The following is a 13,989-nucleotide window of genomic DNA, read 5'->3' as shown; positions in this document are numbered from 1 at the left end:
TTTGTCACTCTCGGTGTTCAAACAGGAGAGTTCTATCACGAATTAGCCTCAGTTTCCCGAGGTTATTCGCGTCTGTAGGGTAGATTGGCCACGTGTTACTGAGCTTTTCGCCACGAGTGTGAACTCGTGCGACTAGCATGGCTAAATCGGACTCCGATAGCAATGGCCTCCGGCAGGATCAACCGGAATGGGTCCCTCCCCGAAGGGAGGGGGGTGTGGCGGGATTTCCTCTCCGTGAAGAGAGGAGATCACCAAATATCATTGCGTGGTCCGTTCAGTGGTTCAGTGGACACCAGACAGGTGTCACCGAACCACCAAGGCTAACATCAGATCCCATCTGTACGGCGGACCGCAGGGGTGGAATCCTCATTCCGTGTCCGACTTTAGCGAAACGGTGTACGGGTATAAACCCGTTGAATCCGTCGCGCCCCGCGGCGGATGCCACGGGAGTCGGAGAACGATCGCGGACGGGGTTCAACCGCCCGCAGTCGCGTTGTGTTCTTCGCATTACTGTCTGATGGGAGGGTTGTACTTAACGCCGTTGATCCCGAACGATCTTCGAAAAATTGTGGAAGATATGTGTGATCGTCTAACAACACGTGTGTTATCGGCTTGCAGCTGAACGTTCGATCAATTGACGGTTCTCCCCCGCGGGCGCGCGATAGAGCACTAAGTGATGCGTAGCTATAGTAGCGTTTGCAAGTCTTCACTCACTCGACCGCACGACAGCGTGCGGCCGGATGAGAAATCAGTTGCAAACGCTACTATACGATGATACCGACTCCACTGAGATCGGGCCGCCGGAGATGGCTACGAGACCACCAACAACGGCGGCAACTGACTGTGAGCACCGTACCCGGCGACCCCCGTATACTCGAAATCTGATGTCGCCCCAGAGTCTCTCGCCGCACCGTCCAGTAAGAAGTCTCTGCGGACGTACGATACTCACGACGGGCGTATCGCCGCCAACGTCCGAGGAGTGGGTGCGTTCTCACGCGACCGCTTCTCACCCACGAACGTCTAAACGGGACGACGGGAACCGGAGACGTCTATCGCGATCGCCGGGAGGGTTCGCTCTCTGAGAACCGTTCATTTATAACGGGGCTTTATAAGGGAGGGCGAAGATAGTCCGACAGAGTATGAGTGCGCCCGCAGATTCAATCGAGATTCAGAACGTAGTCGCATCGACCGGCATCGGCCAAGAGCTCGACCTCGAGGCACTCGCCGAGGACCTTCCCGGTGCGGACTTCAACCCAGACAACTTCCCCGGACTCGTCTATCGGACGCAGGAGCCGAAGGCGGCGGCGCTCATCTTCCGTTCCGGGAAGATCGTCTGTACGGGCGCAAAGAGCATCGACGACGTCCACGAGGCGCTGGGAATCATCTTCGACAAACTCCGCGGACTGAGTATTCCTGTCGACGAAGACCCCGAAATCACCGTCCAGAACATCGTTTCGAGCGCGGATCTGGGTCACAACCTGAACCTGAACGCCCTCGCGATCGGTCTGGGCCTCGAAGACGTCGAGTACGAGCCCGAACAGTTCCCCGGCCTCGTCTACCGGATGGACGAGCCCGAAGTCGTCATTCTGCTGTTCGGCTCCGGAAAGATCGTCATCACCGGTGGCAAGCGGACCGACGATGCGAAGACGGCGGTCGAAGAGATCGTCAAGCGGATCGACGACTTGGGCCTGCTGGGATAAGGATCGGAGTTCGTTCGACAGGATAATAGCGACCCAAGCGAACGTGTGAACGGATGAACGCGCGGGACGACATCGCGTTTTTGGCCGGATCGGAGACCCGAATCGACGTCCTTCGAGCGTTGCGGACGACAGCCAGCAGACCGAGTGAACTGGCTGACCAGTGCGGGTGCGCCCGTGAAACCGCACAGCGGGCCGTCGGGGCGTTCGTCGAGCGAGGGTGGGCGAAGAAGGTGTCCACTGAGGAAGGATACCGTCTCACGCGGGCGGGCGAGTTCGTGGCGAACAGCTACGATCGGTTCGAGGAGTGTATGGTCGTCTCGAATCGGTTCCGGACGCTTCTGCGTAACTTGGGGACGACGACCGGTAAAATCGACTGCGACACGCTCGCTGAGGCGACGTACACGGAGGCGACCGCGGAGAACCCGCACGCCCCGCTGGATCGGTTTGTCTCGGTCGTCGGCGAGGAGCCAGTCGGCGAGTTTTACGGGATCACGCCGATCGTGAGCCGCGTGTTCAATCAGGCCGCGGGGCGGGTCATCGGCGACGACACGGTCGTTCAGCTGATCGTCGATAGCGACGTGTTGAGTACGTCGGCCGAGGAGTACCCCGAAGCGCTCGAACGGGCGAGCGAACTGGACGGATTCACCCTCTACGTCTCCGGGGAACCGCTCGAATCCGGCCTGATGCTCGTCGACGGCCACGCGTACCTCGGCGCGTACGACGAGCACGGAAACCTCGTCGCGAGCGCTGACGGGACGAGCGACGAGTTCGTCTCGTGGGCCGAACACGCGTTCGAGGACGTTCGAGACCGAGCGGACGCTTGGTCGTGAAACGCCCTCGTTCACGGACATCACGGCCGATGCCGACGACCACGAGATCAGCAACAAGAGTTTTACGGCCACTCTCCCGTATACTCCATAACTCACGGGAGTCGTATGGACCTCACAGAACGCATCGAACGTCGGCGTACCCGGCGGAGTAAGAACGAACTGGTCGTCGATCGCGACTCGCTGAATCCCGCGGTTCACCCCTCGGAACCGGTGGGAAGAGAGACGCTGTTCGAGGCGCTGCTGAACGCGATCGACCCGCTTTTCGATCGATCCGTTCCGCCGAACGCCTACGTCTGGGGGCCGCGAGGATCCGGGAAATCCTCGATCATAACCGCGTTGATCTCGGCGCTCGACGCGGAGGTGACCGCGAGCGATCCCTTCTACACCGCGACGCGGGGCGGGAGCGACCGTCCCGACGTGCAGTTCGTCTACTTGGACGCGCGACGAGCGACGAGTCGGTTTCGGCTGTACCGACAGCTCCTCGACAGTCTGCTCGTGGAAACGATCCCCGAGCGCGGGGTGAGCACCGACGCGCTCAGAGAACGGATCGCCGAGGTGGTGGACGCCAACGAGACAGTCCTCGTCGCCGTCGACCACCTCGGCGAGCCGGGGACGATCAGCCTCGCCGATCTCTACTCGTTCTTCGAACCGTTCGAGGATCTCGCGTGGATCGGTGTCGGTCGGACGCCTCCCGAGGAGCTCTCGCTGCCGATTCCGGAGCAGCGGATCCACGTTCCCGCCTATACTTACGAACTCGTCGATATCCTCACCGTTCGTGGCTCTCGCGGGCTATCACAGACGCTCGATCACGTCCACGCCCAACGGATCGCCGAGTGGGCCGACGGCGACGCTCACGACGCGTTGGCCGCGCTGTTCGTCGCGGCGATCAACGCCGAGGCCGACGGCGCAACGCGGCTCCGGGACGAAGACGTCGACGTCGGTACCGCGTCCGTTCCGACCGGTGGCATCCCCACCGGGACGGTGCTCTCGCTCTCGGACAACGAGCAGCGTGTGGTCGCACAGCTCGTCGAACTCTCGCTGGACAGTGAGGTCACGATCGAAGCGGCGGCCGAACGGATCGCCGAGCGAACGAATTTGACCGGCGGGACGGTCAAGCGACTCCTGTACGAACTGGCCCAGCGTGGCGTCCTCGAACGGCGCGAAGTGACCGTCGGCCCGCAGGCGACCGGCCGCCGTCCCAGCGGGGTCGAACTGAATTTCTCAGAACGGTTGTTCGCGGCGCTGCGAGACGAATGACGGACGAGACCTATATCGGAGCACTCGATCAGGGGACCAGCGGGACCCGCTTCGTGGTGTTCAACACGGCCGGTGAGTCGGTCTCGGCGGCGTTCACCGCCCACCACCAACGGGCCACGCCGCCGGATAGGGTCGAGTACGATCCGCTGAAACTGTGGGGCTGTGCGACCGACGCGATCCGCCGGGGGCTCGCCCGAGGCGACGTCGACTCCGAACAGTTGCGGACGCTCGGAATTTCGAGTCAGCGACAGACGGTGCTCCTCTGGGACGCCGAATCCGGTCGTCCGGTTACCCGCGCGCTGAGTTGGCGAGACCGACGGACGGCGGCGCAGATCAGCGCACTCGACGCCGCGGAAAAACGGCTTATCAGAGAGCGAACGGGACTGGAGCCAGATCCGTACTTCGCCGCCCCGAACGCCACGTGGCTCCTCGACAACGGAGGCGAGCCGTGCAACGGCGTCGAGCGCTCGGTCAGAGGGACGCCACATCACGAGCGGACTGCCGGTGGCGACTCGCTCCGCGAGCGGGCGGCCGCAGGCGAGGTTCTCCTCGGCACCGTCGACGCGTGGTTGCTCTACAACCTCACCGGTACGCACGCGACCGACGTCACCAACGCCGCACAGACGATGCTGTTCGACATCCGCAAGCGCGAGTGGGACGACGACCTGCTCGACCTGTTCGACGTGCCGCGTGCGGCGCTGCCGACGGTTCACGCCTCCAGCGACCCCGACGGATTCGGGATGACCGATCCGGACGGAATTCTCAACGCGGCGATCCCGGTGACGGGCGTGATGGGCGATCAGCAGGCGGCATTGCTCGGGCGCGTCGCCTGCGCGGACGCCGACGCGAAAGTCACCTACGGGACGGGAAACTTCTTCCTGCAGAACACGGGCACCGAACCGGTCGACGCCGACGGGGAGCTGTTGACGACGATCTGGTTTCAGCGCGCCGGAGAGGACCCGCAGTACGGGCTGGAAGGACCGGTGTTCGCCACCGGAGCCGTCTTGGAGTGGCTTCAAGAGATCGGGTTGCTCGAAGACGCCGGTGGGTTCGATCAGACCGACCGAACCGGCCAGCCGGGGGCGGGACAGCTCGTCCCCGCCTTCGGCGGACTGGGCGCTCCGGATTGGGTGCCCGACGCCCGGGGCGGGATGTTCGGGCTGCACAGGGATGTCGGCGGCGAGGACATCGTTCGGGCGGCCGTAGAGGCGATCGCTTTCGGGACGCGAGCCGTGGTAGATGCCGCCGAGGACGCGACGGGTGTCGAACACGACCGCCTGCTCGTCGACGGCGGTGCGATCCAAGACGACGTGTTCGCACAGTGTCAGGCCGATCTCATCGATCGACCGCTCGTCCGATCGGACGTGACGCAGACGGCCGCACTCGGCGCGTGCTTCGCGGCGGGGCTCGCAGTAGATATCTGGGACGACCTCGACGACATCGACGCCTGCCGTCCGACCGGTCGGACCTTCAGGCCGTCGAGTGACAGCGACGTCGCCGTCGACGCCTACCGGGACTGGCGGGAGGTCGTCGAGGCGGTCGCAAGCGTCTATCAATCCGCGTGACGGTCTCGTCGAACGTGATTTACTCACAGATATGTAGTTGTACGTAATTCACATACCGCTCCGTATACGCGTTTGTTCGGTTCAAATACCGCACAACGTGCGTATCGAACGTCCGAACGAGCGATACGGGGCTATATACCGACAGATAGCCGTATTGATTCGGAATTTTCGGTAGAACACGACGTTGGTGTCGGAAAGAGTTGAAAAAGACGTATAAAACAGTTTTGACCACCAACAAATTTATGACAATTTCTCACGAAGTCGTTTACGGTCGCTCGCTATGGTGAAAATTAACAAACCGACTACGCGACGCAGCGTCCTCGCATCGAGTGGAGCAGTCATCGGCGGAAGCCTCGCCGGCTGTATGGGTGGCGGCGGTGACGGAAGCGGTGATAGCGGTGACGGAAGCGGCGGTGACGGAAGCGGCGAGAGCTGTTCCGGAGAGACGTACGACGTCGGCTACGGCGATTCGCAGACGACAGTGTGTTCGGACGCCTTCCCGACGAACGAACAGCTCTACGTGTACTGTGTCCAGTCCGGCTGGATGAACTGGCCGTCCGTGATGGAAGCGTTCAACCAAGAGTACGGGGTCGAGCTCAACGACAACGATCGGTCTTCCGGAGAAGCGCTCCAAGACGCGCGATCGCAAGCGCAGAGCCCGACGCACTCGGCGTTCAACGGCGGGTACACCTTCGCGATTCAAGCGATGAACGACGGTCTGACGCAGGCGTACAAGCCGGCGAACTGGGACAAAGTCCCCGACAACGCGAAAACCGACAACGGCCACTGCACGTCGACGCGAAAGGTGACGACAGCGTTGACCTATCGGAAGGACATCTTCGAGGAACGCGGGCTCGACGAGCCGCAGACGTGGGAGGACCTCAAGCATCCCGACATCATGCAGGACCTCGCACTCCAGACGCCGCAGGCGGCGGTCGGTCTCGCGGCCGCACTGTCGATCAACAACGCCTACGGCGGGGGCCTCGACGACGTCCAGCCGGTGATCGACTACTACAACACGATCCAAGAGGGCGGGGCGGAGTTCACCGACAACTTCCTCGCGCAGTTCACGAGCGGTGAATACTCGTCGTTCATCCGCTATGACTACTCGGGGCTGGACCTGAAGTACAACGTCGAGGACCTCGACGAAGACCAAGTCGGCGTGGCGCTCTTGGAGGGCCCCGACGGCAACGCCGGGGCGTTCAACGCGCTGTACGGCTACGCGATGCTGGCGGACGCGCCGAACCCCGAAGCCGTGAAACTGTTCATGGATTACGTCCTCTCTATCGAGGGTCAACAGCACTTCCTCGACGCCTACGCGCGGCCGATTCGCGCGCCAGAGATGGAAATGCCGGACGAGTTCCCGCCGCAGAGCCGGTACGACGAGACGCAGTTCACCGTCGACCAGTCCACGCTCATCGAGAACCAAGATTCGATCATCCAAGATATCACGCGCGGAGCTGACATCTAACCGATGGGGGCAGATCACGTATCGCCGGGTGCGCGGGTCGCAGAAGCCGTTCAGACCACCGTTGGATCGTTGGTGTCACCCGCGACCGAGCGACAACGGGAAATCAGGCGAGTTATCGCGCTTTGTCTCCCGTTTTCGGTCCTCCTCGTATTCTCCGGCGTGTTCCCGTTGACGGAGATGGTTCGGATCAGTTTCTCCGAGAGCCGTCTGGTGACCGAAGGGTTCACACTCGAATTTTACCGGACGCTCGCGGCTGATCCGTACTACCGAACGATCGCGTTCAACACCGTCTGGTTCGCGGCGGCGACGACGGTCACGTCGATCTGCGTCGCGGTGCCCGTCGCACACGCCTTAGAAAAGTACGATCTTCCAGCGAAATCGGTGATTCTCACCGTCCTGTCGTTCCCGAACAGTCTGCCGGGGATCGTTGCAGCGTTTATGATCATCATCCTGTTCGGCAACACCGGCGTTCTCAGCAACGTTATCGCGTTCCTTTCGGGGCAGTCGCGGATCGACGTTGCGATCGCAACGAGCGTCGGCGGGCTGTTCTTCGCGTACATCTACTCGATGATCCCGCGAGCGCTCCTGTTGCTTCGCGGGACGTACGCCGAAGTAAATACCGACGCAGAGGAGGCCGCGCGGTCGCTGGGCGCGACTCCACTAGAGACGTTCCGATACGTCACCCTTCCACAGATCAAACCCGGGCTCATCGGCGCCTTCATCCTCGTGTTCAGAACGGGACTGGCCATCTTCGGGACCGTCCTGATCCTGAAGGGGCTCCTCGTCTGGACCCTGCAGATCGACCGCGAGTTGGCACAGGGATTCAACATCGCACAGGCGTCGGCGATGGCGACCGTGTGGTTCGTCGTCGTCCTCGGATTCACCGTGCTGATGTTACGCTACACCTCCGCGGAGGTGAGCATCTGATGGCCGACCGGTTCGAACGGGGGAGCCTCTCAGCGCGGTTCGGTCGCCAGACCGTCAAAGCCGTGTTGGCGTTGACTCTGTTTTTCTTGGCGTTCCCTGTCGCTATGACGTTCATCAGCTCCTTCGCGAGCGACTGGTTCGGCGTGTTCCCGAGCGGCTTCATCACGCTGAGCAACTGGCAGGACGTCATCGTCGGTACCGGCGTCGGAGCCGACGTCGCCGTCGGGTCCTCGCTGGCGTACAGTACCGGCCTCGCTCTCGCCGGCGTCGTTATCAACCTGATCGTCGGCGTGCCGATCGCCTACGCCGTAGCCCGCTATGAGTTCTGGGGGCGAAGTTGGGTCAACGTGTTCGCAATTCTCCCGCTGGCACCCGGTATCATCCTCGGAGTCGCCTTCCTCCGGACGTATCCCGACCTCTCGACGTCGGGCATTGCCCTCGTCATCGGCTATTCGCTGTTGAAAGCGCCGTATATGGTGATGGCCGTCCAGTCGAGTTTCCAATCGATGGACCTCCAGCAGATCGAAGAGAGCGCGCGCTCGCTCGGCGCGTCGTGGCCGCGGACGTTCCTCACGGTGATCGTTCCGAACGCCAAGACCGGCATCATCGCCGGGTCGATCATCTCTTGGACGCTCGCCGCCGCGGAGTTCAACTTCTCGTACATCGTGTACTCGCGCGGAACGCCGCCGCTGGCGATCTTCCTGTTCAACAACATCACGAACGCGTCGTTCCTGAACGCCGCCGCTGCAGTGTCGGTGTTCTTCCTGCTCATCGCACTGGTCACGATCACGCTCCAGATCATCGGTAACCGTGGAGCAGTGCAGAGGATCTAACAAATGACACAGATTCATAAGGAGTAACCGATGTCAGAAGTCTCACTGGAAAACGTCACGAAACGCTTCGATTCGACAGTCGCCGTCGACGACGTCTCGATCAGCATCGACGACGGTGAAGTGATGGGGATCGTCGGTCCCTCCGGATGCGGTAAAACGACGGCCCTCCGCCTCATCGCCGGCTTCGAGACGGCGACGGAGGGGACGATTCGCTACGACGACGAGGACGTCACCCACGTCCCCCCGGAGAATCGCAACGTCGGCCTCGTGTTCCAGTCGTACGCGCTGTTCAACAATATGAGCGTCCTGCAGAACGTCACGTTCGGACCGAAGATGCACGGCGTGAGCAAGGACGAACGCCGAGAACGCGCGCACGAACTGCTCGAGCTGCTCGATATCGAAGAGCTGGCCGGGAGAAATCCGCAAACCCTGTCGGGCGGTCAGCAACAGCGCGTGGGGTTAGCGCGGGCGCTGGCGATCGAGCCGCACATCCTGCTTCTCGACGAGCCGATGACAGGGCTGGACGCCAAACTGAAACAGACGCTCCGACAGGAGCTCGGAGAGCTCCTCGACGAGCTCGGCGTGACGACGCTCTACGTCACACACGACCAGGAACAGGCGATGTCGATGTGCGATCGAATCGCCGTGATGAACGACGGCCACCTCGAACAGATCGGCACGCCAGCGGAGATCTACGAAGAGCCGGCGAACGAGTTCGTCGCCGGGTTCATCGGAACGGCGAACCTCCTTGACGGGACCGTCCGTGACGGGACGCTCTCACTTGGATTCGAGGACATCTCGACGCCCGCGGTGTCGACCGCCGAGGGAGACGTACGCGTGCTTATTCGACCGGACGAGATCCCGGTCGGCTCCGGATCGATCGACGTCGAGGTGACGAACCTCTTCTATCAGGGTGAGCACGTGCAGGCATTCGCCGAGCTACCGGACGGTCGTTCGCTCACGCTCCGATTGGACCGCTCCAAGAAGGCCGTCCAGACCGGCGACACGCTGGCGATCGATATCGACCCGGAATCCGTTCACATCGTCGAATCGTACGAGTGACCCAGTGACGGCCCCGTCGATCGTCCTCTCGCGCAAATTTTTATTTATGCTTCCCATAGCGTGAGTAATTTTTAAGTCAGACTCTCGAGAACGTGTGAGGTATGGTCGAGAAAAATCTCGAAGCGGCCCTCCAATCCGCTGACAGCCCCGCTGAACTACTGCGAAAGAACCGCGGACGCCATCCGTACCCGGTCGCCTCAGAGCATACGAACTGGATCGAGGAAGTGCGCAGTTGGCGGGAGACGTGCAGCCTCTCCGATCTCTCGCACCATCAGAAGGACCTCTACGTCGAAGGCCCGGAAGCACTCGACGTCTTCGAGGACCTCGGCGTCAACGACTTCGACGGGTTCGCGCCCGGACAGGCCAAGCAGTTCGTCGCGTGCAACCCCAACGGGAATCTGATCGGAGACGCCATTCTGTTTTATCTCGGAGAGAACGAGCTGAAACTCACCGGGACGCCGATCGCGCCTAACTGGGTCGAGTACAACCTCGAACGCGGGGACTACGACGCGACGGTTCACGCCGACGAGCGCTACCACGACAAGGACGAACCGCACGACACGTTCAGATACCAACTGCAAGGACCGAAGGCGCTCGACGTGATGCGTGACGCCGTCGAAGGGGAGATTCCGGACATCCCGTTCTTCAACTTCGACGAGATGACGATCGCCGGCGTCGACGTGCGGGCGCTGAAGCACTCGATGGCCTCGAACGTCGGCTTCGAGATCTGGGGACCGTGGGAGGAACACGAAACCGTCCGAGGCGCGCTCGTGGACGCCGGCGAACCCCACGGACTCAGAGAGCTCGGTGAGAAGAGCTACAAGGCTCAAGGTGCCGAAAAGGGGTGGATCGCGCGCCCCCTCCCAGCCATCTTCGGCGAGGAGATGCGCGAGTACCGCGAGTGGCTCGACGGCGACGGGTACGAAGCGATCAGCACGCTCGGCGGGAGTTTCGATCCGGACGACGTCTCGGAGTACTACCTGAATCCGATCGAGTTGGGGTATGAGCGGTTCATCGACTTCGATCACGACTTCGTCGGCCGCGAGGCGCTCTCGTCGATGGTGGGGGAACCCCAGCGGCGGAAAGTGACGCTCGTTTGGGACGATGCGGACGTCCTAGAACTGTTCGCGTCGCTGCTCCGTGAGGGAGAGACGTACAAGTACTTCGACCTCTCGATGCCGTACTGGGCGGTTTTCCACTACGACGAGGTGCTGAAGGACGGCGAAAACGCCGGCGTCTCGAAGTACTTCGGATACACGTACAACGAGCGGTCGGTCCTCTCGTTGGCGGTCGTCGAACCGGAGTACGCCGAGCCCGGTACCGAGGTAACGCTCGTGTGGGGGGAACCCGGTGGCGACTCGGAGAACCCAAAGGTCGAACCACACGTGCAAACGGAGATAACGGCGACCGTGGCACCGAATCCGTACGTCGACGCGAGTCGGTGAGATGTGTCGGAAACAGCAATCGCGGAGCGATCTCGTGGGGTGTTTACTGATGCAACGTAAATCGGTCGTAAATAACGCTGGTCGTCGGGGGCGGGAGGCCCGATGAGTGGAGTTGATAGGGGACGTCGTCGTCGCGGAGTCAATAGGGGACGTCGCCGCCGCGAAGTCAATGGGGGTCGTCGCCGCCGCGGAGTCAATAGGGGACGTCGCCGCCGCGAAGTCAACAGGGGACGTCGTCGCGGAGTCGACGGAGATGAACGTCCATCAGCGGAGTCGATGGAGGCGAGAAGCGATGCGTGACGCCTACGAAGCGGCGATCTTGGATCTCGACGGGACCGTGTATCTGGGCGACGCGCTCGTTCCCGGGGCCGCCGAAAGCGTCGAGACGCTTCGAGAGCGCCTCCGTACGGTGTTGTTCCTGACGAATAAGGCGATTTCACGCCGTCGAGATTACAGCGAGAAACTCCGGAGACTCGGCATCGACGCCAGCGTCGACGACGTGGTCAACTCGGGGTGGGTGACGGCGCAGTACATCCGCGAGCACTACCCGAACGCGGAGGCCTACGTCGTGGGCGAGTCGCCGCTGGTTGCGGAGTTCCACGACGCGGGCGTCGCGACGACGGACGCGCCGGGCGATCTGTTGGTCGCGTCGATGGACCGAGAGTTCGATTACGAGAAACTCGATATCGCGATGCGGACGCTCGCGAACGACGCGCCGTTTCTGGCGACGAATCCCGACAGGACCTGCCCGACCGCGGACGGAGAGATCCCGGACGCCGCGGGGATGATCGGCGCGATCGAGGGCGTGACCGGGCGGACAGTCGACGAAATACTCGGGAAGCCCTCGCCGAAGATGATCGAGACCGCCTTAGAGGTCGTCGGCGTCGAACCCGAGTCGTGTCTGATGGTCGGCGATCGGATCGAGACCGACATCCGAATGGGCGAACGCGCCGGAATGACGACCGTGCTCGTACTCTCGGGCGTGACCGACCGCGAAACGATCGCGGACGTCGACGTCGAACCCGATTACGTGCTCGATTCGATCGCCGATATCGACGAGGTTCTCGACGGATAGCTGCGTTTTCTCGACGTGTGACAGCGTTCTCGACAGTTGACGACGTTCTCCCCTCGATCAGGCCACGTCCTCGGACAGCACGTCTCTGACGACTTGGGGATCTTCGAGTAGTTGGTGTTTGGTGTAACTCCCCTCCGCGCTCCCGCCGCTGTGTTTCGACTGCTCGATGATGTCCAAGAAGGCGTGCTCTTTGAGGAGGTCGCGAACGCGACGAAGCGAGAGCGTATCTGAGCCCTGCCCGCTGCAGATGTTCTCGTACACCTCGTAGACGCGGCTCGTCCGGAAGCCGTCCTGTCGGTCGTTCGAGAGCGACAAGATCGCGAGCGCTTGGAGGACGTACCGCGAGTGCGGCGTCGACCCGCGGATGAGTTCGCGGAAGCGATCGGTTTCGGCGCGCTCGCGGGCCTGCGTGACGAACTCCTCGCGGACCGTTTGTGCGCCCGTCGATTGGGCGATCTCGCCCGCGTATCGGAGAATGTCGATCGCCTTTCTGGCATCACCGTGCTCCCGGGCGGCGAGTGCGGCCGCCCGGGGGATCGTCGACGGGTCGAGGACGCCGTCGCGGAAGGCGTCCGACCGAGCCTCCATAATGTCCCGGAGTTGATTGGCGTCGTAGGGCGGAAACACGAACTCCCGCTCGCAGAGGCTGGATTTCACCCGTTCGTCCATCCGGTCTTTGTACTGGATCTTGTTGCTGATTCCGATCACGCCGAGTTTGCACTGGTCGATCTTTCCGGCCTCGCCGGCCCGCGAGAGCTGCATCAGGATGTCGTCGTCGGAGAGCTTGTCGATCTCGTCCAGCAGGATGAGGACGACGTCGTACTGCGCGTCGAGGATCCGCCACAGTCGCTTGTAGTACGTCGAGGTGCTGAGGCCCTTGTCGGGGACTTTGATCCCGGTGACCGCGGGTTCGTTGACGCCGTCGGCGATCGTCTGGACGGCTTGGGTCTCGGTGGTGTCCTGCGCGCAGTCGACGTAGGCGAACGTCGCGTTCACGTCCTCCTCGCGCGCGGTGTCGACGAGTCGCTGGGAGACGTACTTCGCACAGAGGGATTTTCCCGTCCCAGTCTTGCCGTAGATGAGGACGTTGCTCGGACTCTGTCCGAAGATGGCGGGGTTGACCGCGGCGGCGAGATCCGAGATTTCGTCGTCGCGACCGACGATACGACCCTCGCCGGGGAGGTGATTGATTTCGAGTAGCTCCTTGTTTGAGAAGACGGGATCCTCCCGAGTGAAGAGGTCGTCGCTGGTGTCCGGCATACTACAGGACACCGGGTTTCCGGTGAAATACGTTGTTATTCAGTGGTGTGGGAGAGCGAGCGGACACACACCGGGTTTCCGGTGAAAGGGGGAAATGATGGGGAGGTCGAGGTGAAAGCGGGGGGTTTTGTTCACCGGAAACGTGGTGTGGGCTCTTCGTGCGACCATCGGGAGTGCAGAGATAGTCCGGATGGAAGTACAGAAATAGTTGGGATGAAGGGAAATAGCTGGGATGAAAATCGTCAGGACGATGGGTAATAGTTAGGACGAAGAGAAATCGTCGGGAGAGAACTCCGAAACCAGCCTACCGACTTCGACTGCGGCATCGTCGGCGACGACCGATCGCTGGCTTGAGGTCGACCTAATGGACGGTAACGAAGGTGTAGTATAAATTTGTTTCTTTCCAAAGGTCAAGAACACCGTGAATCAAAATACCCCGAATGGAGATGAGATTCACACGAAGGACCCGTCAGGTCAGCCACGGCACGACCGCTTTCGCCGAGATAGCAGCGCATTTCACCGGAAACACGGTGTGTGACCGGATCTCGGGGCGTGAGTCGGTAC

Annotated in this window: 11 protein-coding genes and 1 rRNA gene; 10 read left to right on the top strand and 2 right to left on the bottom strand. The window is 61.9% G+C overall.

The window, feature by feature from the left end:
* Positions 1-189: ribosomal RNA gene (locus U5919_RS15740) — 16S ribosomal RNA — on the bottom strand; the annotation flags it as partial.
* Between the two features lie 950 nt (positions 190-1,139).
* Between U5919_RS15740 and U5919_RS15735 the strand changes: the two genes are divergently transcribed.
* From U5919_RS15735 to U5919_RS15690, 10 genes are all read left to right on the top strand, one after another.
* Complete coding sequence (locus U5919_RS15735) at positions 1,140-1,700, top strand: TATA-box-binding protein (RefSeq protein WP_144902635.1); 561 nt, start codon at positions 1,140-1,142, stop codon at positions 1,698-1,700.
* 53 nt (positions 1,701-1,753) lie between these two features.
* Positions 1,754-2,530, top strand: coding sequence for a helix-turn-helix transcriptional regulator (locus U5919_RS15730; RefSeq protein WP_336025541.1), 777 nt, complete (start codon positions 1,754-1,756; stop codon positions 2,528-2,530).
* A gap of 105 nt (positions 2,531-2,635) precedes the next feature.
* Positions 2,636-3,787 (top strand): Cdc6/Cdc18 family protein, encoded by a 1,152-nt coding sequence (locus tag U5919_RS15725; RefSeq protein ID WP_336025540.1) that lies wholly within the window; start codon positions 2,636-2,638, stop codon positions 3,785-3,787.
* On the top strand, positions 3,784-5,352 hold the full coding sequence (locus U5919_RS15720) for an FGGY family carbohydrate kinase (protein WP_336025537.1): 1,569 nt from the start codon (positions 3,784-3,786) through the stop codon (positions 5,350-5,352). Before U5919_RS15725 ends, U5919_RS15720 begins: the two co-directional genes overlap by 4 nt.
* 364 nt (positions 5,353-5,716) lie before the next feature.
* Positions 5,717-6,823 carry an extracellular solute-binding protein gene (locus U5919_RS15715; RefSeq protein WP_425604233.1) on the top strand — a complete coding sequence of 369 codons (1,107 nt, stop codon included), beginning with the start codon at positions 5,717-5,719 and terminating at the stop codon, positions 6,821-6,823.
* A 3-nt stretch (positions 6,824-6,826) separates the two neighbouring features.
* Positions 6,827-7,750 carry an ABC transporter permease gene (locus tag U5919_RS15710; protein ID WP_336025534.1) on the top strand — a complete coding sequence of 308 codons (924 nt, stop codon included), beginning with the start codon at positions 6,827-6,829 and terminating at the stop codon, positions 7,748-7,750.
* Positions 7,750-8,583, top strand: a complete 834-nt coding sequence (locus U5919_RS15705) for an ABC transporter permease (protein WP_336025532.1) — start codon at positions 7,750-7,752, stop codon at positions 8,581-8,583. Before U5919_RS15710 ends, U5919_RS15705 begins: the two co-directional genes overlap by 1 nt.
* A 30-nt stretch (positions 8,584-8,613) precedes the next feature.
* Positions 8,614-9,645 (top strand): ABC transporter ATP-binding protein, encoded by a 1,032-nt coding sequence (locus U5919_RS15700; protein ID WP_336025529.1) that lies wholly within the window; start codon positions 8,614-8,616, stop codon positions 9,643-9,645.
* A 101-nt stretch (positions 9,646-9,746) separates the two neighbouring features.
* Positions 9,747-11,090 carry a hypothetical protein gene (locus tag U5919_RS15695; RefSeq protein WP_336025527.1) on the top strand — a complete coding sequence of 448 codons (1,344 nt, stop codon included), beginning with the start codon at positions 9,747-9,749 and terminating at the stop codon, positions 11,088-11,090.
* 106 nt (positions 11,091-11,196) lie between these two features.
* Positions 11,197-12,165 carry an HAD-IIA family hydrolase gene (locus U5919_RS15690; protein WP_336025525.1) on the top strand — a complete coding sequence of 323 codons (969 nt, stop codon included), beginning with the start codon at positions 11,197-11,199 and terminating at the stop codon, positions 12,163-12,165.
* Between the two features lie 57 nt (positions 12,166-12,222).
* On the opposite strand, the gene U5919_RS15685 is transcribed toward U5919_RS15690, so the two are convergent.
* Positions 12,223-13,425 (bottom strand): Cdc6/Cdc18 family protein, encoded by a 1,203-nt coding sequence (locus tag U5919_RS15685; protein WP_336025523.1) that lies wholly within the window; start codon positions 13,423-13,425, stop codon positions 12,223-12,225.
* Positions 13,426-13,989 lie beyond the last annotated feature (564 nt).

The organism is Halobellus sp. LT62 (assembly GCF_037031285.1).
Taxonomy (GTDB): Archaea; Halobacteriota; Halobacteria; order Halobacteriales; family Haloferacaceae; genus Haloquadratum; species Haloquadratum salinisoli.
The sequence above is the reverse complement of the archived record's forward strand: the minus strand, read 5'-3'. Positions and strand labels throughout refer to the sequence as shown.